Source organism: Pseudomonas cimarronensis, assembly GCF_049331905.1.
GTDB lineage: Bacteria > Pseudomonadota > Gammaproteobacteria > Pseudomonadales > Pseudomonadaceae > Aquipseudomonas.
In genome coordinates this window covers 227,107-247,242 of the sequence record NZ_CP186283.1, presented here as the reverse complement: position 1 = coordinate 247,242, position 20,136 = coordinate 227,107, and the positions used below count along the sequence as shown (strand labels likewise).

Sequence of the window (20,136 nt, the reverse complement as noted above, 5' to 3'; positions counted from 1 at the left end):
TTCTTCCTTCCCGGAGCCATCCATGTCCCGCGTTACCCTCAGCCGCTATCTGATCGAGCAGACCCGCAGCCACAATACCCCGGCCGATCTGCGTTTCCTTATCGAAGTGGTCGCACGCGCCTGTAAGGAAATCAGCCATCAGGTGTCCAAGGGCGCGCTGGGTGGTGTCCTGGGCAGCATGGGCACCGAGAACGTACAGGGTGAAGTGCAGAAGAAACTCGATGTGATCTCCAACGAGATTCTGCTGGAAGCCAACGAATGGGGCGGTCACCTGGCCGGCATGGCGTCCGAAGAAATGGACAACGCCTACCAGATCCCTGGCAAGTACCCGAAGGGTGCCTACCTGCTGGTATTCGACCCGCTGGACGGCTCCAGCAACATCGACGTCAACGTCTCGGTCGGCACCATCTTCTCGGTGCTGCGCTGCCCGGACCGTAACGGTGCCGAAGGCGACCTGGGTGAGGAAGCTTTCCTCCAGCCAGGCACTCAACAAGTGGCAGCCGGTTATGCCATCTACGGCCCGCAGACCATGTTGATGCTGACCCTCGGCGAAGGCGTCAAAGGCTTTACCCTGGATCGCGAACTGGGCAGCTTCGTGCTCACCCACGACGACATCAAGGTGCCGGAAGCGACCAAGGAATTCGCCATCAACATGTCCAACCAGCGCCACTGGGAAGCACCTGTGCAGCGTTATGTGTCCGAGTTGCTGGCTGGCGAGGAAGGCCCGCTGGGCAAGAACTACAACATGCGCTGGATTGCTTCGATGGTCGCAGACGTGCACCGCATCCTCACCCGTGGTGGCGTATTTATGTACCCGCGCGACAGCCGCGAGCCAGGCAAGGCCGGCAAGCTGCGTCTGATGTACGAGGCCAATCCGATGTCGATGATCATCGAGCAGGCTGGCGGCGTGGCCACCAACGGCACCCAGCGCATTCTCGACATCCAGCCGGAAAGCCTGCACCAGCGCGTGCCGGTATTCCTCGGCTCGAAAGAAGAAGTGCTGCGTATCAGCGCTTACCACCGCGAGTAACCGATGCAGCCCTGGCAGCCGTTGCTCGACTGGTGGTTTGGTGCCTCCGGTGCGCCGGCCGCCGAGGTGGCGGCCAGCCGCAGCGCCCTGTGGTTCGGCAAGCAGGACAGCCAGGATCACCAGGCCCGAGAGCGGTTTGGTGAGCAGGTCGAGCAGGCCCTGGCAGGCCAGTTGAGTGCCTGGCAGGCTGAGCCCGAAGGCTGGCTGGCACACCTGCTGTTGCTCGATCAGCTGCCGCGCATGATCTTTCGTGATACGCCGCGCGCCTTTGCCGGCGACCGGCTGGCGCGCCCACTGGCGTTGCATGGTCTGGCGCAAGGCTGGGATCAGGCATTGCCACCGATCCAGCGGGTGTTTGCCTACCTGGTGCTGGAACATGCCGAAGACCTGCAGCTGCAGAATCAGGCCGTGCAGCTTTTTCAGGCCTTGCTTGAGCAGGCTGCAAGCGCCGAGCGCGAGCTGTTTGCCGGCTATCTGGATTATGCTGAGCGCCATCAGCGGGTCATCGCCCGCTTTGCCCGGTTTCCCCATCGCAATCAAATTCTCGGGCGCAGCAGCAGTGCTGAGGAATCTGCCTTTCTGCTGGAACCAGGCTCACGCTTCTAGCGTCGAAGCAGGCAGGCTCGGTATGGCTATGCCAAGCTGGTCTTGGCCACTTTCTCAGGAGTATTCCCATGTCTTTGCGTGTCGTCGCACTACTCGCCGGTTGCCTGCTGCTGGTCGCCTGCAACAAGGTCAATCAGGACAACTACGCCCAGCTCAAACCCGGCATGAGCAAGGATGAAGTCGAACGCCTGCTCGGCGGCCCTGATGAGTGTGCCGGCGCGCTGGGCATGTCCAGCTGCACCTGGGGCGATGAGCAGCGCTTTATCAGCGTGCAGTACGCGGGCGACAAGGTGCTGATGTTTTCCGGCAAGGGTTTGCAGTAATGCGCCTGCTGGCGGCGTTGGCCGCAGCGTCGCTGCTGGTGGGCTGCGCCAATTCCGGCACGGGCGTGGTGCCACCGAAGACGGTTGAGCGTGTCGACCTGCAGCGTTATCAGGGCACCTGGTATGAGCAGGCGCGTTTGCCGATGTTCTTCCAGCGCAAGTGTGCGCAGTCCGAGGCGCTCTATGAGCTGCAGGAAGGCGGAACGCTTGGCGTGACCAATCGCTGCCGGACCTTCGATGGTGAGATGCAGGAGGTCAAGGGGCAGGCCGTGGCGCAGGTGCCGGGCGAGACCAATAAACTCTGGGTGCGTTTCGACAACTGGGCCAGCAGCCTGCTGCCGGGGCTGACCAAGGGCGAGTACTGGGTGCTCTATCTGGACGATGGCTACCAGGCCGCGCTGGTTGGGCATCCCAATCGCAAGTACCTCTGGTTGCTGACCCGTGATCAGGACGCCAGCACGAGGCATCTTGCGACGCTACTTGAAGAGGCGCGCAGCCGTGGTTATGACACCCGTGAGCTGATCTGGCGCCGCACGGCTGCCGAGATGGCCCTGCCGCGTTAAGCGCCGCTTATTTCTTGGCTTTCGGGCTCTGCAGGCGGATATGCAAGCGGGTGTCCGCCGTGCCGTGTTCGAACTGGCTGTCGCGCGGTGAGGGTTTGCCGTTGACCAGTGGTGGATTGGCTGAGAAACCTACCGGCTCCAGCGGGATGCCGCGTCGCCCCTGATCGAGCTGGTCGTTGCCATTGCTGTCCTGGTACAGCTGGATGGCATAGCGTCCGGGCGGTAGATCGGCCAGGCGCAACTGGGCGTCGTCACTGTGTTGCTGGCGCAGTGGCTGTTCGGGCCAGCGCCGCTGTTGGCCGTCGACCAGTGCGGCATGCACCCGGCCGTTGGCCTGTATGCCCTCGACTGTGACCAGGATGTCGCCGGCCTGGGCCGGCGAGCCGACCAGTAGCAGCAAAAGGCCAGCCTGATAGCCGGCCTTCTTTACGGTTTGAAGAATTCTCTGTGGCATAATCCGGGCATTTCGCAGGAAGTGGCTGGCGATGCGTCAGGTCTTGATCGTTCATTTTTCGCAAACCGGCCAGCTAGACAGGTTGGCGCAGTCCGTGTGTGCACCGCTGCAGCAGCAGGCGGATATTCAGCTGGATTTTCTGCCGCTGCAACCTGCGCAACCTTACCCGTTTCCCTGGCCGTTTCTCGATTTTTTCCGGATTTTTCCGGAAACCGTGCTGATGCGCCCGCAGCCGTTGCTGCCCCTGGCGGTGGATGCGAGCAAGCGTTATGACCTGGTGATCCTCGCCTATCAGGTGTGGTTCCTCTCGCCGTCGCAGCCTATGACTGCTTTCCTTGCTTCCCCCGAGGCGGCGCAGTTGCTCAAGGGCACGCCGGTGGTAACGCTGATCGGTTGCCGCAATATGTGGCTGATGGCCCAGGAGAAGGTCAAGAACCGGCTCACTGAATTGGGCGCGCGGTTGGTAGACAATATCGCCCTGACCGATGCCTGCGGCACGGCGGCGAGTTTTCTGGCGACGCCTTTGTGGATGTTTACCGGGCGGCAGAAGCCCTACAACTGGGTGCCGCGCGCCGGTATTGATGAGGCGGAAATTGTCGCCGCCAGCCGTTTTGGCCAGGCCATGGTGCAGCGGCTGACGGCGGACAGTCTGCCGATTGCGCAGCCGATGCTCCGCGGCCTGGGTGCGGTGAAGATTGATGAAAAGCTGATCGCCAGCGAGAAAGTCGGCAACCGCAGCTTTCAGCTATGGAGCCGCTTGCTGGCCGCTTTAGGCCCGCAGCAAAGCCGCCGACGTGGCGCTGGGCTGGTGGTGTATATCCTGTTTCTGTTGTGTCTGATCGTCACCGTGGTGCCGCTCAGTGCCCTGCTTAAAAAACTGCTGGCCCCTCTGTTCAAGGAGCGAACGCAGCGTGAAAAGGCCTACTTTGCCGGCCCGTCTGGCGAGTGAAGTGACCCGAGGAAGTCCCGTGGTACAACCTGTATTTATCAATCGCATCAGCGCCTTCCTGCCCCATGAGCCGGTCGACAACGAGCAGATGGAAGCGCGCTTGGGCCTGGTCGGCGGCAAGCCTTCGCGCGCGCGCAAGCTGATCCTGCGCAGCAACGGCATTCAGCAGCGCCACTATGTCATCGACCCGCAGACGGGCGAGCCGAGCATGAGCAATGCCCAGGTCAGCGCGGCAGCGATTCGCGGCCTGTTTGGCGGCGATTTCCAGCTGGAAAATCTCGATTGCCTGGTCGCCAGCAGCGCCTCGCCGGATCAGGTCATGCCTGGCCATGCGGTGATGGTGCAAGGCGAGCTGGGTAATCCGCCATGCGAGGTGGTGACTACCGCCGGTATCTGCCTGTGCGGCATGACGGCGTTGAAATACGCCTGGATGAGCGTGGCCAGCGGCGAAAGCCGTAACGCGGTGGCCTGTGGTTCGGAAGTCGCCTCGACACTGATGCAGGCGAGCAATTTCAACGCCGAATACGAAAGCCGCCTCGACGAGCTGGAAACCCACCCGGAGATCGCCTTCGAGAAGGATTTTCTGCGCTGGATGCTCTCCGATGGCGCCGGTGCCGTATTGCTGCAGGGGCAGCCGAACCCTACGGGGCTGAGCCTGCGTATCGACTGGATCGACATTTTCTCCTTTGCCGATCAGATGCCGCCGTGCATGTACGCCGGTGCGGAAATGGTCGATGGCCAGCTGCAGGGCTGGAGCCGCTATGACGGCGGCGAGCGCAACCGCCGCTCGCTGATGGCGATCAAGCAGGACGTCAAGCTGCTCAACGACAACATCGTCAAATACACCGTCGAAGAGACCCTGGCGCGGATCCTGGTGCGCCGTGAGTTGCACGCCGATGCGGTCGACTATTTCCTTCCGCACTATTCCTCGGAGTTCTTCCGCGAGCGTCTGGCTGTGGGGCTGGCCAATGCAGGCTTGCCGATCCCGCAGGAACGCTGGTTTACCAACCTGACCAGCAAGGGCAACACCGGGGCGGCGTCGATCTTTATCATGCTTGATGAGTTGTTCAAGTCCGGCAGCCTGCGCAGCGGTCAGCGTCTGCTCTGCTATGTGCCGGAAAGCGGGCGTTTCTCCAGCGCCTTTATGCATCTGACAGTGGTTGGCCAGGACGGTGATAGCGCATGAAGCTCGATGAGGTTCCCCAGGATCACAGCTCCACTTACGGGGGGCACAGCAAGCTGGTCTACGCAGTGGATGCCACTGGCCATTACCAGGGCGCGCAGAGCGATGGCTGGGAGCCGGAAGCCTTCGCAACCCAGCTTGCCGTGGCCGAGTTGCAGGAGCAGGAAGCCGAGGCCGCAGCGGGTTGGCTGCGCGGTGAGCTGTCGCCGCTGAAGTGCCTGATGTACCGCTACCGCCTGGATGAGCCGGCGCTGGCGCAGATCACCGGGCTGTGGCAATGGCGCATTCGCCGGCATTTTCGTCCGGCGATTTACAAGAAGCTGTCGACGGCCATTCTGGCTCGCTACGCCGAGGCCTTCGGCCTGCCTGTCGCGCAATTGATTACTTACCAGAAGGACTTGGCATGAGCCGTTTTCAGCATCAACAGAGTGCCCACTGCGAAAGCGGGGTGATGGCCAGTCTGTTGACCCATGCCGGGCTGCCGATGAGCGAGCCGATGGCCTTCGGTCTGGCGTCGGGCTTGGCATTTGCCTACCTGCCGATCGTCAAGCTCAGTGGTATGCCGCTGATTGCTTACCGCATGCCGCCCAAGCACCTGATCAAGACCCTGAGCAAACGTCTGGGGGCGAAGCTGCACACGCGCACCTTCAGTGATCCCGAGCAGGGCCGCCGGGAACTGGACGCTGCGCTGGACAGCGGGCGCCTGGCCGGGCTGCAAAGCTCGGTGTTCTGGCTGCCGTATTTTCCGCCGGAGATGCGTTTTCACTTCAACGCACACAACCTGCTGGCCTATGGCCGTGAGGGCAATGAGTACCTGATCAGCGATCCGGTGTTTGAAGAGCCGGTGCGCTGCGCCGCCGAAGACTTGCAGAAGGCGCGTTTTGCCAAGGGCGCGCTGGCCGCCAAGGGGCTGATGTACTGGCTTGATGATGTGCCGCTGGAGCAGGACTGGAGCAAGCTGATCCGCCAGAGCGTGCTGTCCACCACGCGGATTCTCGATGGCATGCCGCTGCCGTGGATCGGTATTCGCGGCATTCAGCATCTGGCGGGGCAGATCGACAAACTCGATCCGGCGCAAAGCAAATACAACCGCCTGTACCTGACCCATATCGTGCGTATGCAGGAAGAGATCGGCACGGGTGGTGCGGGTTTCCGCTTTATGTACGCGAGTTTTCTGCAGGCGGCGGGCGAGAAGCTGGGTGATAGCAACCTGCAGGACGCCTCGGCACAGCTGACTGCCATCGGCGACCACTGGCGCCAGTTCGCCTCGGCCTGCGTGCGCGCCAGCCGCAACAAGGGCGAGACACCAAACTTCGCCCCCATCGCCGACAGCCTGCGCAGCATTGCTCTGCAAGAGCGCGGTTTGATGAAAGAACTGGCGGCTTGGAGCAAGCGCAAGTAACGGCGTAGGGTGGATCGCGCTTTATCGATCCACCGATCAACACCCCTGGTGGATGAAAACGGCGTTATCCACCCTACAGATTGATCCGCTGCACCTCTGTGCCAGCGCTTAGCTTGGCAAAACTGTTGGCGTACGCGCCAGCAGTTGGCCCTTCCAGCAGCAGCGCCTGCAAACAGAAATCCCCGCGCTCGTCGCAGACCAGCAGCAATGCCTGCTCAATCAAGCCTTCCTGCAAATCCAGATTGGCCAGGGCCTGCAGCTGCGCCCAGACCTGCTCGCTAGCACCGATAAACAGGTTCGGCCCGTCGATGCCCAGTTGCTGGGCGATATGAAAGCCGGCGGCGTTGCTCACGCTGTTCACAAACTCGAAAGGCTTGGGCTGCTTGTGCTGCACGCATACCGCCTCCAGCAGCGCGCCCATGGTGGCCCGCGCTGGGTGCATCGAGGCCAGGTACAGGCCGCAGTTGTTGCGCACCTGGCTTCTCAGCGGCGCGGCGGCGAGCAGGCATTGCAGGATCAGGCGGTCGATACGCCTTGGCGGGTTGTCCAGCCACTGGCCCAGGGCCGCTTTAAGCTCTTTATCGCTGGTGGCGGCCAGGCCGTGGACTTCACTGGCGGCGATCACTGGCATGCTGTTTCTCCCGCCGTGCAGCCTTGCAGTACCAGGCTGGCGTTATTGCCGCCAAAGCCGAAAAAGTTGGCTAGCAGCAGGCTGTCGGCCGCCAGAGACTGCGGCTCTGCGCGCAGTGGAAGCATGGCTTGGCTGGCGTAGCGCACGCCGGGTAGCGGGCCGTTTTGCAGGGCCTTGAGCAGCAGCAGGCTTTCACTCAGGCCGCAGGCGCCCAGGGTATGCCCGAGCCAGGGTTTGAGCAGGCTCAGGGCCGGCATGCGTTCGCCATACAGCAGGCGCATGCCGTTGCCTTCGGCTTCATCGTTGGCGCTGGTGGCGGTGCCGTGCAGTTTCACCAGGTCGATCTGTTCGGCGTTGCAGTCGGCGCTGCGCAGGGCCTGCTGCATGACCCAATGGATATGACTGCCATCTTCGCGGGTGGTGGTCAGGCTGCTGGTGTCGCAGGCGCTAAAGCCGCCGAGTAAACGCGCCAGTGGTGCGTCACCCGGCTCGCGACCAAGCAGCACCGCGGCATAGGCTTCGCCCAGCACCAGGCCGTCGCGTTCGGGGTGAAACGGGCGGTACTGGCCACTGGGGCTGGTCAGCATCAGCGCGCCAAAGCCCTGCATGGCGATGGCGCTGGGCGTCTCAAAGCTCAGTACCAGGGCGCGAGCGTACTGGCCGGCATTGATCAGTCTGGCGCCGTAGAGCAGGCCGTTGGCGGCGCTGGTGCAGGCGGTGTTCAGGGTAAAGGCGGCGGCAAAGCCCCAGCGCTGGCGCAGTTGCTTGGCGAGCAGATCTAGCGGCGTGGAATCTTCCGGGTGAAAGCCCTGCTGCTGGCGGGTCAGCGCCTCCAGTGCGTTGATATCCAGGCTGGTGCTGGCGACGATCAACAGGCAGTCGTCGAGGGCCTGGGGGGGGGCACCGAGGGTTTCGCTCAGCAGACGATCCAGACGCTGGCTCAGGCTTTCGCCAGTGTTCGCTGCGTACAGATAATTGCGTGGTTCATGCACTTCATGCAGCACAAAGGGCTCGCCCTGGGGCGGCTGACCTGTTTGCAGGGCTTGGGCGGCGCTATGTAAGTCGTCACCTAGGGCGCAGTGCAGGGCGGCGCGTTGCAGGTAAACCGGGGTCACTGCTGCTGCCTGATATAGGCGGCGATGCTGGCGATAGTGCCGAGGATGCGGCGGCCGTCTTTCGCACCCTCGATGCGTACTCCGTAGTGCTGCTGCAGCGCCAGGGACACTTGCAGGGCGTCGAGGCTGTCCATGGCGATGCGGCTCTTGGCACCGAACAGCGGTTCGTCATCACTGATGCTCTGCCAGTCGATGTCGTCTTCCTTGTCGCACTCGCGAATCAGCAGTTGTTTGAGTTGTTGTTCTAGTAGTGAGTGGTCCATTGCGTGCGCTGTACTCGTCGGGTGAACAGAAGCAGCCCGGCTACCCCGCACAGCGCTGCAAACAGCAGCAGGCGTGCGCAGTAGGGGGCGATGTCGGCCAGTGAGCCGTGGCCCACCAGCAGGGTGAGAAAGGCATCCAGTGCCCAGCTCATCGGGGAGATTTCCGCCAGTTGGGCCATGGCCGCCGGCATCACGCTTTTCGGCACCATGATGCCGCCAATCGCGGCCAGCAGAATATTGATCCCGCCTCCGAGCAGTAGCGCCTGTTCGCTGCTGCGCGCCAGTGCAGCGAGCAACAGGCCCAGGCTGCTGGTGGCCAGGGCCACACTGATGGCCAGCAGCGGATAAGCCAGCGCGCTGCCGGGCAGGCTGAGGGCCGGCAGGCCGAGCAGCGGCAGCCCGTAGATGCCAATGCCGAGCAGCAGGACGAACTGCAACAGGTTGATGGCGAAGTACGGCAGCAGCTTGCTCAACACCAGGGTGCCGAGGTTCAGTCCCAGGCAGCGCAGGCGCAGTAGAGTGCCACTCTGTTGCTCACGTTGAAAGCCGCCGGCCATGGGCAGCACGACGAAGAACATGCCGAAGATCAGCCAGGCCGGCACGCTCAGTTGGGTGGCATTGGCGCGACCGCTGAGGTCGCCGCTGGCCAGTTGTTCCTGCTCATCAATCTGGCTCTGGGTGCGCTGCTGCACCAGGTGCAGGCGCTCAGCCCGGCTCAGCTCGGCGTCGATCACGCCGCTGTCTTCCAGATAGGCCAGCAGGCGGGTTTGCGCCAGGGCGATGCTCACGGCGCTGTGCAGGCGCTGGCGCGAGAGTTTGTCGAACTGTGCGGGGAAACTCAGGCTCGGCCCCTGATGCGGGCTGTCCATCAGGGTGGCCGCGAAGTCCTCCGGCAGCCGCACCTGGGCCAGCGGCTCGTCGCTATGTGCGAGCAGCGTGCTGTCCGCCAGTTGCGCCTGCAAGGCATCGTGGAAGAACTGGCTGGCGTCGTCCTGCGGGGCTTCGACGATCAGGCGCAGCGCTGGCGGTTTGTCCTGCATGTAGCTGGACATGGCCCCGGCCATCAGCAGCAGAAACAGGGTCGGCATGATAAACAGCACCGCCAACGCGTGCGGGTCGCGCAGCAGCAACAGCACTTCCTTGCGCGCCAATGCCAGGAGCCCTGCCCATAGCTTCATAGCCGGCCTCCGTTCAAGCGCAGATAGAGCTGTTCCAGCGACGGACGACCAAAGCGCAGCAGGTTGGGCAGGCCATTCTGGGCGGTGACAAATTCGCTGATGGCCAGCAGTTGCTGGCCATTCAGTGCTGCGATACGCAGACCCTTGGGCAATACCTCGGCCGTCAGTTGCAGGCTCTCGAGCAGCTGGTTAAGCCCGGCAGGTGCCGCGTTCGGCCATTCCAGCAGCAGGCCGTGGTCGTCGCCGAGCAGCTGGCGCTTGTCCAGGTCCAGGCGTACCTGGCCTTCATGCAGCAGCAGGATGCGCTGGGCCACCCGTTCAACTTCTTCCAGGTAATGGCTGGTGTAGATCACCGCCTTGCCCTCGGCGGTCAGCTGCTCCACGGCTGCCAGCAAGTGTTGCCGATTGGTGGCATCGACGCCCACGGTGGCTTCGTCGAACAGATAGACGTCAGCTGGTTGCAGCAGGCCGATGGCGAAATTCAAGCGGCGCTGTTCGCCCCCGGAGAGTTGCTCACTGCGCCGCGTCAGCTTGTCGTCCAGGGCGCAGATGTCGATGCATTGCTGCAGACGCTGGCGGCGCTGATTGCCGCGCAGGCGATACAGGTCGGCAAACAGGTCGAGGTTTTCGCCCACCTTGAGCCCGGCATAGAAGGCCAGCTGTTGCGGCACCAGGCCGAGCCTGGGTTGGCCTTGCCAATGCAGTTCGCCCTGTTGTAGCGCCAGCACGCCACTGAGCAGCGAGAGCAGGGTGGTCTTGCCGGCGCCATTGCTGCCGAGCAGGCCCAGGCATTCGCCGGCCTGCAACTGCAGGTCGATGCCTTGCAGTGCGGCGCGGTTGGCGCCTGGATAGCGGTGCGTGACCTGGCGCAGTTCAAGCATGAATCAGCACCAGCAGCAGTTTGCCGTCGAGCAGCAGGTGGTCGTCGCTGAGGATACTGAAGGCATACAGCGCCCCGGCCGGGCTTAGCGCTTCCTGTTTGGCACTGACCTGCAGGGCGCCACTGCGCTGCGTCGGTTCATGGTGCAGCTGCGACTGCGAGAGCTTGCCGACCAGGGCCATTTCAATGGCACTGGCATCGCCGTATAAGGCACCATGCGCGGCGCACAACTGTGCGGCGGCTTCAAACAGCAGGCAAGGCGAGGCGTCGGGGCCAAAGTTCTCGAGAAAGCGCCAGGCGCTCAGGCCCTGGATGCTCAGTGGGTCATGCGCCAACAGGCCATCCAGCCAGAGAGCGGGACCTTGGTGAGGCAGCAGGCTGTGCAGTTGCGTGCGATCCATTGCGGGCGGCCGAGAGAAAGACGCCGGCAGTGTAACAGAGGGCCTGCAAGTCGCGCAGCGCCTGGCTTTGACAGATGGCAGACGGAATAGGGGAGCGCTATGGCGTGGGTGCAGGCAGTGGCTTTTGGGTTGGGGACGCTGATTCTGCTGGCGCTGTCCTGGCAGGCGTTGCGGCGGCCGAAGTCCCATGGTTTTTACCGGTTCTTTGCCTGGGAGGCGATTCTTGGCTTGCTGGTGCTCAATGGCCCGCTGTGGTTTGTTGACCGTTTTGCCCCCCACCAACTGGCGTCCTGGGCGTTGCTGTTTGCCTCGCTGCTGGTGCTGTTTCCCGGGCTTTATCAATTACGTCGTATGGGACGCCCGAATGAGCAGCGTCAGGATGCCGAGCTGTTCGCCTTTGAACGCACCTCGCAGCTGGTGACCAGCGGCATCTACAGCCATATCCGCCACCCGCTGTACGCCTCGCTGTTACTGCTGGCCTGGGGCGTGGCCTGCAAGCAACCCAATGGCCTGAGCTGGAACCTGGCGCTGCTGGCCAGCCTGGTGCTCTGGCTGACCGCCAAATGCGATGAAACCGAGTGCCTGGCGCAGTTCGGTGAGGCGTACCGCGACTATATGCAGCGCAGCAAGATGTTTATCCCCTGGGTGATATAACGCTATTCAACCGTTGAATAGGCTTTCTATTCACCCGTATGGGTGAGGGGCGTGTACGCGGGTTCTCATTAGTCTCCTTCGCTTGCCTGTGTGGGCATCACAATAAGAAGGGGAACCCCATGAGTCATCCATTGAAAGCCTTGAGCGTTGCTGTACTGCTGGCGAGCCTGTCTGCAGCGGCACAAGCCATGCCTTATTCGCAGCTAATCATCTTTGGCGATTCCTTGAGCGACAGTGGGCAGTTTCCAGATCTGGGTAGCCCTTTACTGGGGGGGAATCCGACTGGCGGGGTGCGCTTCACCAATCGTACTGGGCCGAACTACCTAGGCAATAACACCGAGTACTTCGATACTGTTGCCACCCAGCGTTTGGCGTCCCTACTCGGCCTGCAGGCGTTGCCCTCGACACCCATTCTGCCGCAAATACTGACTGGTAACGCCGATGGCACCAACTATGCCGTGGGCGGCTACCGTACCGACCAGATCCTGAGTTCGATCACCGCGACCAATGGTTCGGTGGTGGATGCTGGCGGCGGTATCAGCCGTACCCGTAACGGGTATCTGGTGGATGTGCCACGTGTTGATCCCGATGCGCTGTTCTACGTCAACGGTGGCGGTAACGATGTGCTGCAGTTTGTTGTGACGGACCAGGCGAGCGCTGCGGCGGCAGCGGCCGATTTGGTTGCCGGGGTGGCGGCTCTGCAGGCTGCTGGTGCACGCACCATTATCGTCTCCGATCTCCCGGATGTTGGCTTGACGCCTGCGGGTTTCGCCACCGGCTTCCGTGCGGCCTGGTCGAATGCATCGGGGCTGCTCAACGATGAGCTGGGTACTCAGTTGGCTGCATTGGGCGGCAACGTCATTCGCCTGAATTTCCGTGGGTTGCTTTCCGAGGTGAAGGCTGATCTGGCCTCTTTCGGCTTCGACCCCTTGGTGGCGCAGACTGATGTCTGCTTCAGCGGCAGTAGTTGCCTGGCTGATCCGACCTGGGGCATCACTGGGCTCACGCCTAACCCTGACCGCTTGATGTTCAATGACGGGGTGCACCCGACTGCAGCCGTGCAACAGATCAGTGCGGACTATATTTTTTCGATATTGGGTGCGCCCTGGGAAGTGTCCCTACTACCGGAAATTGCGATGGCTAGCCTGAATGCCCATCAGCAGCAATTGCGCAGTGAGTGGCAGACGGATCGTGGCCTTTGGCAGGCTCAGGGCCAGTGGCGTAGTTTTGTCTCGGCCAGCGGTATGCGCCAGGAGTTTCAGCGTGATGCTGCCACGAGTGGTGGCGACAGTGATGGCTTGGGCGTACACCTGGGTGGCAGTTACCGTTTCGATGAAAACTGGCGCTTCGGCCTCTCGCTGGGTGTCCAGAATCAGCAATTGGAGAGCGACAACGATTCCGAGTACGACCTGCGCAGCTATTTGCTCAGCGCCTTTTCCCAGTACCAAAAAGAGCGTCTGTGGGCTGATGCCAGTCTTAGTCTGGGGCAGCTGGACTACAGTGATCTCAACCGTCAGTTTGCTCTGGGGATTGCCGAGCGCCGCGAGAAAGGCGATACCGATGGCAAGCTCTATGCGCTGTCTGCGCGGATAGGCTATGACCTCGCCAATGCCGGCACTGACTGGCGTGTCAGCCCATTTATCAGTGCCGATCTGGCACGGGTGGATGTGGATGGTTATGCCGAGCAGGGCAACAGTTCCACGGCACTCAACTTTGGTGATCAGCAGCGTGACAGTCGCCGCTTGGGTGTAGGCCTGCAGCTTAATTATCAATTCAGCAGCAGCACCCAGCTGTATGCCGAGGTCGCCCGTGAACGCGAGTTCGAGGACGATCAGCGTGACTTGAAAATGGGGCTTAACTCCGTATCGGGCAATCAATTCGAGCTACAGGGGCATACGCCAGCCAATGGGCAGACCTTGGCCAGCCTCGGGGTACAGCATGTGCTCGGCAATGAGTTAAAGCTGAGCGCGGGCTACAACTTCCGTGGCACTACAGACCGCCAGCACGGCATTAACCTTGGGCTCAGCTGGGATTGGTAGTGCTCTTAGCCGCTCGCAGCCGGTCTGCGGGCGGCTATTGCCAGCTCAGCCGCGCCAGCTTCCATTCATCACCTTCCAGCCACCATTCCAGTTTTACCCCGTAGTGGCGCGCGCTGTCGGGGATCAGGCCTTCGGCGCCGGTAAGGCCGACCTGGGCGTCGGTATGGCCTTTCTCGCGGTAGGTGGTATCGAGGTAGCTGCTCTTGCTCAGGGCCAGCACCTTGATGTTCTTATGGCGCATAAACAGCAGCAACATGGTGCGCTGCGCCCACTCGCGGTCGAACTCACCTTGGGCCGAGAACTGTGGGTGCAACTGATCGAGTACCGCGTTGGTGCTTTTGGCCTCCAGGTTGTCCTGCAGTTGTTGTACGGCTGCTTCCAGGGCTGCCTGTGGATCATCCTTGGCGCCGCAGCCGGCGAGCAGGGTACAAAACATCAGCAAAGCCAAAGCAAATATCCGGGTTGGCATGCTCAACTCCTGTTTCATGGTTATGATGCCGGGCAGAGTGTTGGTCGTGAGCGGAAGGCCGTCAACGCTACGCATCTATTCAGGAGCATGCCATGCAGACCTTGTATCCGGAGATTAAACCCTACGCCCGTCATGAGCTGGCGGTGCAGGCGCCGCACGTGCTGTATGTTGACGAAAGCGGTTCGCCGGATGGTCTGCCCGTGGTGTTTATCCACGGCGGCCCAGGTGCTGGTTGCGACGCGGCCAGCCGGCGCTATTTCGACCCCAACCTGTACCGCATCGTCACCTTCGATCAGCGCGGCTGTGGCCGTTCCACCCCGCACGCCAGTCTGGACAACAACACCACCCAGGCGTTGATCGCCGACATGGAGCAGATCCGCGAGCACCTCGGTATCGACAAATGGGTGCTGTTCGGCGGCTCCTGGGGCTCGACCCTGGCCCTGGCTTACGCCCAGGCCCATCCGCAGCGGGTGCATGGACTGATTCTGCGCGGCATCTTCCTGTGTCGCCCGCAGGAAATTCAGTGGTTTTACCAGGAAGGTGCCAGCCGGCTGTTCCCCGATTACTGGGAAGACTACCTCGCACCGATTCCTGCGGATGAGTGCGGTGATCTGGTGCAGGCCTTCTATAAGCGCCTGACCGGCCCGGACCAGATTGCCCAGATGCATGCCGCCAAAGCCTGGTCGACCTGGGAAGGTCGCACCGCCACCCTGCGCCCCAATCCGCAGGTGGTCGACCGTTTCAGTGATGCGCACCGTGCGCTGTCGATTGCCCGCATCGAGTGCCATTACTTCGTTAACAACGCCTTCCTCGAAACCGATCAGCTGCTGCGCGATATGCCGAAGATCGCCCATCTGCCGGGCGTGATCGTGCATGGTCGCTATGACGTGATCTGCCCGTTGGACAATGCCTGGGCGCTGCATCAGGCCTGGCCGAACAGCGAGTTGCAGATCATCCGTGATGCCGGTCACTCGGCGGCCGAGAGTGGCATTACCGATGCCCTGGTGCGTGCCGCGGACGAATTGGCACGGCGTCTGCTCAATCTGTCTCCGGATGAAGCATGAAGGCACTGATCCAGCGGGTGCGTGGCGCCCGAGTTGAAGTGGCGGGCGACGTAGTGGGTACGATTGATCAGGGCCTGCTGGCGCTGGTCGGCGTCGAGCCGCAGGACACCCCGGCCAGTGTCGAGAAAATCCTGCACAAGCTGCTCAACTACCGCGTGTTCAGCGATGCCGCTGGCAAGATGAACCTGTCACTCAGCGATGTCGGTGGTGGGCTGTTGCTGGTCTCGCAATTTACCCTGGCCGCCGATACCAAGAGCGGCCTACGCCCGAGCTTTTCCAGTGCCGCGCCGCCGGCGCTGGGCGCGGAACTGTTCGACCTGCTGGTTGCTCAGGCCCGCGCCAAACACCCGCAGGTTGCCACCGGCCAGTTCGGCGCCGACATGCAGGTGCATCTGGTCAATGATGGGCCGGTAACCTTTCTGCTGGAGAGCTAGCGCGAGAGGGCTTCGGCGACAAAATCCAGACGATCCTGGCCGAAGTGCATCTCGCTGCCGATAAAGAAGGTCGGTGCGCCAAACACACCGCGTTTGACGGCCTCTTCGGTGGTGGCCTTGAGGCGTTCCTTTACTCCTTCATCGTTGACCAGGCGCTCGAACTCGGCCGGGTCGAAGCCAGCGGCGCTAAGCACTTCGGCGACGACTTCGGGCTTGCTGAGGTTTTTCTGCTGTGTCCACAGTGCTTCGAACATCGCCTGCACATAGCGCTCAAAGCGTTCGTCGTTCTGGTAACCGGCTGCGCCGCGCATCAGCGTCAGGGTGTTGATTGGGAAGCTAGGGTTAAAGGTCATGAGCACGCCATAGCGGCTGGCAAAGCGCGCCAGGTCCTTGAGCATCCAGGCGCCCTTGCTTGGGATCATGACCGGCGACTGGTTACCGGTGGCCTTGAATACGCCACCGAGCAACATCGGTCGCCAGATAAGCTGCGCGCCGGCTTCGCGGGCGATTCGCGGTACCTGGGTCCAGGCCAGGTAGCTGGCTGGGCTGCCGAAATCGAAAAAGAATTCCAGGGTTTTGCTCATTGCATGCTCCTTCGGGAGATCTTGTTATGGGGCGAGCGCGCAGTTGTTAGAACGTCTCAGACCACGGTCGCAGGTCCAGCTCATGCACCCAGCAATCGCGAGGCTGGCAATGGATCTGCCAGTAGGTGTCCGCGATGTGCTCGGGATTGAGAATACCGTCCTGATCCTTGAGCTGGTACAGCTGCGGGAAGGTGTCGCGAATAAAGGCCGTGTCGATGGCCCCGTCGATAATCGGGTGGGCGACATGGATGCCCTTGGGGCCGAGTTCGCGGGCCATGCTCTGGGCCAGGGCGCGCAGGGCGAACTTGGCACTGGCGAAGGCGGAGAAATTCGCCCGGCCGCGCAACGAGGCGGTGGCGCCGGTAAAGATGATCGTGCCCTGGCCGCGCGGCAGCATGACCTTGGCCGCTTCACGGCCGGTGAGAAAACCGGCCAGCGCGGCCATTTCCCAGACCTTGCGGTACACCCGCTCGGTGGTCTCGGTGATGGAGAACTGCACATTTGCGCCGATATTGAAGATCACCGCATGCAGCGGGCCGACCTCGCGCTCGATGGTGCTGAACAGCTCGATCACTTGTTCTTCGATCCGTGCATCGCAACCAAAGGCGCGGGCGCTGCCACCGGCCGCTTCAATATCCGCTACCAGCGGGCCGAGCTTGTCGGCATTGCGCCGCGCCACGCAGGCCACATAGCCCTCGCGGGCGAAGCGTTTGGCGATGGCGCCGCCGGTGGCATCCCCCGCACCGACTACCAGAATTGCTTTGCGTTCTGTCATTGCAGTCTCCGTTAGTTCTATTTTGGAACTGATGTCGATAGTCGGTTCCATTTTGGAACCTGTCAAGCTATGGTGAGCCATCGCTGTTGGAGGTTGGCCTATGCGTTGGGAAGAACTTGAGCAGCAACCCTGCTCTTTGGCCCGCACCCTGTCGGTGGTGGGGGATCGCTGGACGCTGCTGGTACTGCGTGAGAGTTTTCTCGGCATTCGCCGTTTCGACGAGTTCGAGAAACGCCTGGGGATTACCCGTCATGTGCTGGCCGAACGCCTGAAAAAACTGGTTGAAGCGGGTGTGTTGGACAAGGTGGCTTATCAGCAGCGGCCAGTGCGCGAGGAATATTGCCTAAGCGCCAAAGGCCGTGATCTGTATCCCGTCATCATGGCGCTGGTGCATTGGGGGGATCGCCATATGAGCGGTGCCGAGGGCGCGCCGATTAGGCATATCCACCGCACCTGCGGCCAGCCGATGCATGGCGTACTGGTGTGTTCGGACTGTGGTGAGCCGCTGCAGCCGAGGGATGTACAGTTGGAGGAAGCGCCGGCGCTCAAGGGTCAGTTGCTGCCGGCGCATTGGCACGAAAAGCAGGCTTTGTAGGAGCACGCCATGCGTGCGAGCGATTTCCAGATATAGCCATTCGCGGGCATGGCCCGCTCCTACGGAATCAGGTGTTTGCTTAGAACAGTCGCGCCAGCAAGGCTGTCACCGCAGTTTCCACCCGCAGAATCCGCGCACCCAGTTGCACCGGTTGCAGGCCAGCTGCGGTGAGCTTTTCCACTTCATAGGGGATCCAGCCGCCTTCCGGGCCGATGGCCAATGTGACGGCCTGTTCGACGGCCCGTGGGCACGCGGGGTAGTCACCGGGGTGCCCAACCAGGCCGAGGGTGCCGGCGGCAATACCCGGCAGCTGGTCTTCGACAAAGGGCTTAAAGCGCTTTTCGATAATGACTTCCGGTAGCACGGTATCGCGGGCCTGTTCCAGACCGAGGATCAGCTGTTCGCGAATGGCGGCAGGCTCGAGAAACGGTGTTTGCCAGAAGCTCTTTTCTACCCGGTAGCTGTTGAGCAGCACCAGCCGTGACACGCCCATGCTGCTGACGGTTTGCAGCACGCGGCGCAGCATCTTGGGTCGAGGCAGGGCGAGCAGCAGGGTCAGCGGCAGTTTCTCTGGCGGCGGCTGATCGAGTTGTACAGACAGCTCGGCTTCTTGTTCATCCAGGCGCAGCAGTTGGCCGCTGCCCATCAGGCCATTCAGACGGCCGACGCGCAGGCTGTCGCCCGCTTCGGCGCGGTGCACGTCATGCAGGTGCTTGAGGCGGCGGCCGCTGAGCAGCACGCGGTCGGCGGCGATAAAGTCGCCGTCTTCCAGAAGCAGCAGGTTCACGGTTGCGCGGCAGGTGGCTGGTCGTTGGAAGGGCTGTCGCTGTCCGCTTCAGCCGCAGCGTCTTCATCGGCGCGGCGCTTGATCAGGCCGCCGCACAGCAGGCCGGCTTCGAACAGCAGCCACATGGGGACGGCCAGCAGGGTTTGCGAGAACACGTCCGGCGGAGTCAGTACCATGCCGACGACGAAGCAGCCGACAATCACATAGGGTCGGCTTTTACGCAGGGTGGCAACATCGACCACGCCAACCCAGATCAGCAAAAAGGTCGCGATGGGGATCTCGAAGGCCACGCCGAAGGCGAAGAACAGGGTCAGCACGAAGTCCAGGTACTGACCGATGTCGGTCATCATTGCCACGCCTTCCGGGGTCACGCTGGCGAAGAAGCCGAACATGATCGGGAACACCACGAAGTAGGCGAAGGCCATGCCTGCATAGAACAGCAGGATGCTGGAAATCAGCAATGGAACGGCAATGCGCTTCTCGTGCTTGTACAGCCCCGGCGCGATAAAGCCCCAGATCTGGTGCAGGATGATCGGGATGGCGAGAAACAGCGCGACCATCAGGGTCAGCTTGAAGGGCGTCAGGAACGGTGAGGCCACCCCGGTGGCGATCATCGTTGCGCCTTCCGGCAAGTAGGCGCGCAGCGGCGCGGCGACCAGCGCGTAGATGTCCTGGGAGAAGTAGAACAGCCCGGCAAACAGCGCGAATACCGCTGCCACAATACGCAACAGTCGCGTGCGCAGTTCGGTCAGGTGGGAGACCAGGGGCATTTCCTGATCGCTGTCCGGTCGTTGGCTCATGGCTGCGGGCTTTTATCCTGGCGGGTGCTATCGGTGGCTGCCGACTCGGCGGCGGGTGTCGCGGCGGTGCTCGGTTCGCTGACGCTACTGAGCGGCGCGTTGAGGCTTTGCTTCATCGCGTTCATTTCCCGCTCCAGTTCGAGAATCTGCTCGTTATGCAGCTGGCGACGGATTTCGTCCGCGCCAATCTCGCGCTCGACCTCAGCCTTGATCGCGCTGAAGCTGCGCTTGATCCGGCCGATCCACAAACCGGCCGTGCGCACTGCGCCGGGCAGGCGATCAGGCCCCAGTACCACCAGAGCGACGATGCCGACCAGCAGCAGCTCGGTAAAGCCGATATCGAACATGGCTTAGTCTTTTTTCGCCGGTTCTTCGACCTTGCGTGCCTGGGCGTCGATGGTCTGGCCTTTAGGCTCTTCTGCTACCGGAGCCGGTTTCTCGGCATCGGCGTTATCCATGGATTTGCGGAAGCCCTTGATGGCATCGCCGAGGTCAGAACCCAGGCTCTTGATGCGCTTGGTGCCGAACAGCATGACCACGATCAGCAGGATGATCAGGAGTTGCCAGATGCTAATGCCACCGAATCCCATAACGCGTACTCCGTAACTAAAAGTGGTTGATCAGTTTTGCGAGCGTGCGGCTTTTTCCGCATGCCCGGAGAGGCCAAAGCGCCGGTCCAGTTCGTCCAATACCGCCTGCGGATGCTGGCCGAGGGCGGCAAGCATAACCAGGCTGTGGAACCACAGGTCGGCGGTTTCATAGATCACATCGCTGCAGTCGCCGCTGACGGCAGCATCCTTGGCGGCGAGGATGGTTTCCACCGACTCCTCACCGACCTTTTCCAGAATCTTGTTCAAGCCCTTGTGGTACAGGCTGGCGACATAGGAGCTGTCGGCGGCGGCGCCTTTGCGCGACTCCAGCACCTCGGCCAGACGGTTCAGGGTATCAGTCATGGCC

Annotated in this window: 28 protein-coding genes; 13 read left to right on the top strand and 15 right to left on the bottom strand. The window is 62.0% G+C overall.

Features of this window, described 5'->3' with window-relative positions; translation table 11 throughout:
• Window positions 1–22: 22 nt before the first annotated feature.
• The 4 genes from ACOCLD_RS01155 to ACOCLD_RS01140 all read left to right on the top strand — a co-directional run bounded on the left by ACOCLD_RS01155 (window position 23) and on the right by ACOCLD_RS01140 (window position 2,522).
• Window positions 23–1,030, top strand: a complete 1,008-nt coding sequence (locus tag ACOCLD_RS01155; RefSeq protein ID WP_257779076.1) for a class 1 fructose-bisphosphatase — start codon at window positions 23–25, stop codon at window positions 1,028–1,030.
• A gap of 3 nt (window positions 1,031–1,033) precedes the next feature.
• Complete coding sequence (locus tag ACOCLD_RS01150; RefSeq protein WP_422910540.1) at window positions 1,034–1,636, top strand: DUF924 family protein; 603 nt, start codon at window positions 1,034–1,036, stop codon at window positions 1,634–1,636.
• Between the two features lie 68 nt (window positions 1,637–1,704).
• Entirely contained in the window at window positions 1,705–1,959 is a 255-nt protein-coding gene (bamE, locus tag ACOCLD_RS01145; RefSeq protein ID WP_392541278.1) for an outer membrane protein assembly factor BamE domain-containing protein, read from the top strand.
• Entirely contained in the window at window positions 1,959–2,522 is a 564-nt protein-coding gene (locus tag ACOCLD_RS01140) for a lipocalin family protein (RefSeq protein WP_422910539.1), read from the top strand. Before bamE ends, ACOCLD_RS01140 begins: the two co-directional genes overlap by 1 nt.
• Window positions 2,523–2,529: 7 nt before the next feature.
• Here ACOCLD_RS01140 and ACOCLD_RS01135 read toward each other — a convergent pair whose 3' ends face one another.
• Window positions 2,530–2,922 carry a DUF2141 domain-containing protein gene (locus tag ACOCLD_RS01135; protein ID WP_422910538.1) on the bottom strand — a complete coding sequence of 131 codons (393 nt, stop codon included), beginning with the start codon at window positions 2,920–2,922 and terminating at the stop codon, window positions 2,530–2,532.
• Window positions 2,923–3,070: 148 nt separating this feature from the next.
• Here ACOCLD_RS01135 and ACOCLD_RS01130 point away from each other — a divergent pair, with 148 nt between their 5' ends.
• From ACOCLD_RS01130 to ACOCLD_RS01115, 4 genes are read left to right on the top strand one after another with little or no spacing between them, the layout of a single operon-like run.
• Entirely contained in the window at window positions 3,071–3,925 is an 855-nt protein-coding gene (locus tag ACOCLD_RS01130; protein ID WP_422910537.1) for a dialkylrecorsinol condensing enzyme, read from the top strand.
• A 19-nt stretch (window positions 3,926–3,944) separates the two neighbouring features.
• Complete coding sequence (locus tag ACOCLD_RS01125; protein ID WP_422910536.1) at window positions 3,945–5,111, top strand: beta-ketoacyl-ACP synthase III; 1,167 nt, start codon at window positions 3,945–3,947, stop codon at window positions 5,109–5,111.
• Window positions 5,108–5,515 carry a hypothetical protein gene (locus ACOCLD_RS01120; RefSeq protein WP_422910535.1) on the top strand — a complete coding sequence of 136 codons (408 nt, stop codon included), beginning with the start codon at window positions 5,108–5,110 and terminating at the stop codon, window positions 5,513–5,515. The genes ACOCLD_RS01125 and ACOCLD_RS01120 overlap by 4 nt, the downstream gene beginning before the upstream one ends.
• Window positions 5,512–6,510, top strand: coding sequence for a BtrH N-terminal domain-containing protein (locus ACOCLD_RS01115; RefSeq protein WP_422910534.1), 999 nt, complete (start codon window positions 5,512–5,514; stop codon window positions 6,508–6,510). Before ACOCLD_RS01120 ends, ACOCLD_RS01115 begins: the two co-directional genes overlap by 4 nt.
• 73 nt (window positions 6,511–6,583) lie before the next feature.
• On the opposite strand, the gene ACOCLD_RS01110 is transcribed toward ACOCLD_RS01115, so the two are convergent.
• The 6 genes from ACOCLD_RS01110 to ACOCLD_RS01085 are packed head-to-tail and all read right to left on the bottom strand — an operon-like array spanning window position 6,584 to window position 10,978.
• Window positions 6,584–7,141: a hypothetical protein gene (locus tag ACOCLD_RS01110; protein ID WP_422910533.1), complete on the bottom strand. Its 558-nt coding sequence runs from the start codon at window positions 7,139–7,141 to the stop codon at window positions 6,584–6,586.
• Window positions 7,132–8,256, bottom strand: a complete 1,125-nt coding sequence (locus tag ACOCLD_RS01105; protein ID WP_422910532.1) for a beta-ketoacyl synthase N-terminal-like domain-containing protein — start codon at window positions 8,254–8,256, stop codon at window positions 7,132–7,134. Before ACOCLD_RS01105 ends, ACOCLD_RS01110 begins: the two co-directional genes overlap by 10 nt.
• Entirely contained in the window at window positions 8,253–8,519 is a 267-nt protein-coding gene (locus ACOCLD_RS01100) for an acyl carrier protein (RefSeq protein ID WP_275962216.1), read from the bottom strand. The genes ACOCLD_RS01105 and ACOCLD_RS01100 overlap by 4 nt, the downstream gene beginning before the upstream one ends.
• On the bottom strand, window positions 8,501–9,697 hold the full coding sequence (locus tag ACOCLD_RS01095; RefSeq protein ID WP_422910531.1) for an ABC transporter permease: 1,197 nt from the start codon (window positions 9,695–9,697) through the stop codon (window positions 8,501–8,503). The genes ACOCLD_RS01100 and ACOCLD_RS01095 overlap by 19 nt, the downstream gene beginning before the upstream one ends.
• The gene (locus tag ACOCLD_RS01090; RefSeq protein WP_422910530.1) at window positions 9,694–10,578 is read right to left on the bottom strand and encodes an ABC transporter ATP-binding protein; all 885 of its coding nucleotides are present in this window, start codon (window positions 10,576–10,578) and stop codon (window positions 9,694–9,696) included. The genes ACOCLD_RS01095 and ACOCLD_RS01090 overlap by 4 nt, the downstream gene beginning before the upstream one ends.
• On the bottom strand, window positions 10,571–10,978 hold the full coding sequence (locus ACOCLD_RS01085; RefSeq protein WP_422910529.1) for a beta-hydroxyacyl-ACP dehydratase: 408 nt from the start codon (window positions 10,976–10,978) through the stop codon (window positions 10,571–10,573). Before ACOCLD_RS01085 ends, ACOCLD_RS01090 begins: the two co-directional genes overlap by 8 nt.
• Before the next feature lie 99 nt (window positions 10,979–11,077).
• Here ACOCLD_RS01085 and ACOCLD_RS01080 point away from each other — a divergent pair, with 99 nt between their 5' ends.
• Both ACOCLD_RS01080 and ACOCLD_RS01075 read left to right on the top strand, forming a co-directional pair.
• On the top strand, window positions 11,078–11,632 hold the full coding sequence (locus ACOCLD_RS01080) for a methyltransferase (protein WP_422910528.1): 555 nt from the start codon (window positions 11,078–11,080) through the stop codon (window positions 11,630–11,632).
• 119 nt (window positions 11,633–11,751) lie between these two features.
• Window positions 11,752–13,671, top strand: a complete 1,920-nt coding sequence (locus ACOCLD_RS01075) for an autotransporter domain-containing protein (protein WP_422910527.1) — start codon at window positions 11,752–11,754, stop codon at window positions 13,669–13,671.
• A 34-nt stretch (window positions 13,672–13,705) separates the two neighbouring features.
• On the opposite strand, the gene ACOCLD_RS01070 is transcribed toward ACOCLD_RS01075, so the two are convergent.
• Window positions 13,706–14,140: a hypothetical protein gene (locus ACOCLD_RS01070; RefSeq protein WP_422910526.1), complete on the bottom strand. Its 435-nt coding sequence runs from the start codon at window positions 14,138–14,140 to the stop codon at window positions 13,706–13,708.
• 92 nt (window positions 14,141–14,232) lie between these two features.
• On the opposite strand from ACOCLD_RS01070, the gene pip reads away from it, so the two are divergent.
• Both pip and dtd read left to right on the top strand, forming a co-directional pair.
• Window positions 14,233–15,204, top strand: a complete 972-nt coding sequence (gene pip / locus ACOCLD_RS01065; RefSeq protein ID WP_422910525.1) for a prolyl aminopeptidase — start codon at window positions 14,233–14,235, stop codon at window positions 15,202–15,204.
• Window positions 15,201–15,638: a D-aminoacyl-tRNA deacylase gene (gene dtd / locus ACOCLD_RS01060; RefSeq protein WP_422910524.1), complete on the top strand. Its 438-nt coding sequence runs from the start codon at window positions 15,201–15,203 to the stop codon at window positions 15,636–15,638. Before pip ends, dtd begins: the two co-directional genes overlap by 4 nt.
• Here dtd and ACOCLD_RS01055 read toward each other — a convergent pair.
• Together ACOCLD_RS01055 and ACOCLD_RS01050 are read right to left on the bottom strand one after the other, a co-directional pair.
• Entirely contained in the window at window positions 15,635–16,222 is a 588-nt protein-coding gene (locus ACOCLD_RS01055) for a 2-hydroxychromene-2-carboxylate isomerase (protein WP_422910523.1), read from the bottom strand. The genes dtd and ACOCLD_RS01055 overlap by 4 nt on opposite strands.
• Window positions 16,223–16,268: 46 nt before the next feature.
• A complete protein-coding gene (locus ACOCLD_RS01050; RefSeq protein ID WP_257779094.1) occupies window positions 16,269–16,997 on the bottom strand; it encodes an SDR family oxidoreductase in 729 nt (242 codons plus the stop codon).
• Between the two features lie 100 nt (window positions 16,998–17,097).
• On the opposite strand from ACOCLD_RS01050, the gene ACOCLD_RS01045 reads away from it, so the two are divergent.
• On the top strand, window positions 17,098–17,592 hold the full coding sequence (locus ACOCLD_RS01045; RefSeq protein WP_422910522.1) for a winged helix-turn-helix transcriptional regulator: 495 nt from the start codon (window positions 17,098–17,100) through the stop codon (window positions 17,590–17,592).
• Between the two features lie 79 nt (window positions 17,593–17,671).
• On the opposite strand, the gene ACOCLD_RS01040 is transcribed toward ACOCLD_RS01045, so the two are convergent.
• The 5 genes from ACOCLD_RS01040 to ACOCLD_RS01020 are packed head-to-tail and all read right to left on the bottom strand — an operon-like array spanning window position 17,672 to window position 20,132.
• Window positions 17,672–18,379, bottom strand: a complete 708-nt coding sequence (locus ACOCLD_RS01040) for a 16S rRNA (uracil(1498)-N(3))-methyltransferase (RefSeq protein ID WP_422910521.1) — start codon at window positions 18,377–18,379, stop codon at window positions 17,672–17,674.
• A complete protein-coding gene (tatC, locus tag ACOCLD_RS01035) occupies window positions 18,376–19,179 on the bottom strand; it encodes a twin-arginine translocase subunit TatC (protein WP_422910520.1) in 804 nt (267 codons plus the stop codon). The genes ACOCLD_RS01040 and tatC overlap by 4 nt, the downstream gene beginning before the upstream one ends.
• A complete protein-coding gene (gene tatB, locus ACOCLD_RS01030) occupies window positions 19,176–19,526 on the bottom strand; it encodes a Sec-independent protein translocase protein TatB (protein ID WP_422910519.1) in 351 nt (116 codons plus the stop codon). Before tatB ends, tatC begins: the two co-directional genes overlap by 4 nt.
• Before the next feature lie 3 nt (window positions 19,527–19,529).
• Complete coding sequence (gene tatA, locus ACOCLD_RS01025; RefSeq protein WP_257779099.1) at window positions 19,530–19,769, bottom strand: twin-arginine translocase TatA/TatE family subunit; 240 nt, start codon at window positions 19,767–19,769, stop codon at window positions 19,530–19,532.
• A gap of 30 nt (window positions 19,770–19,799) precedes the next feature.
• Window positions 19,800–20,132, bottom strand: coding sequence for a phosphoribosyl-ATP diphosphatase (locus ACOCLD_RS01020; RefSeq protein ID WP_257779143.1), 333 nt, complete (start codon window positions 20,130–20,132; stop codon window positions 19,800–19,802).
• Window positions 20,133–20,136 lie beyond the last annotated feature (4 nt).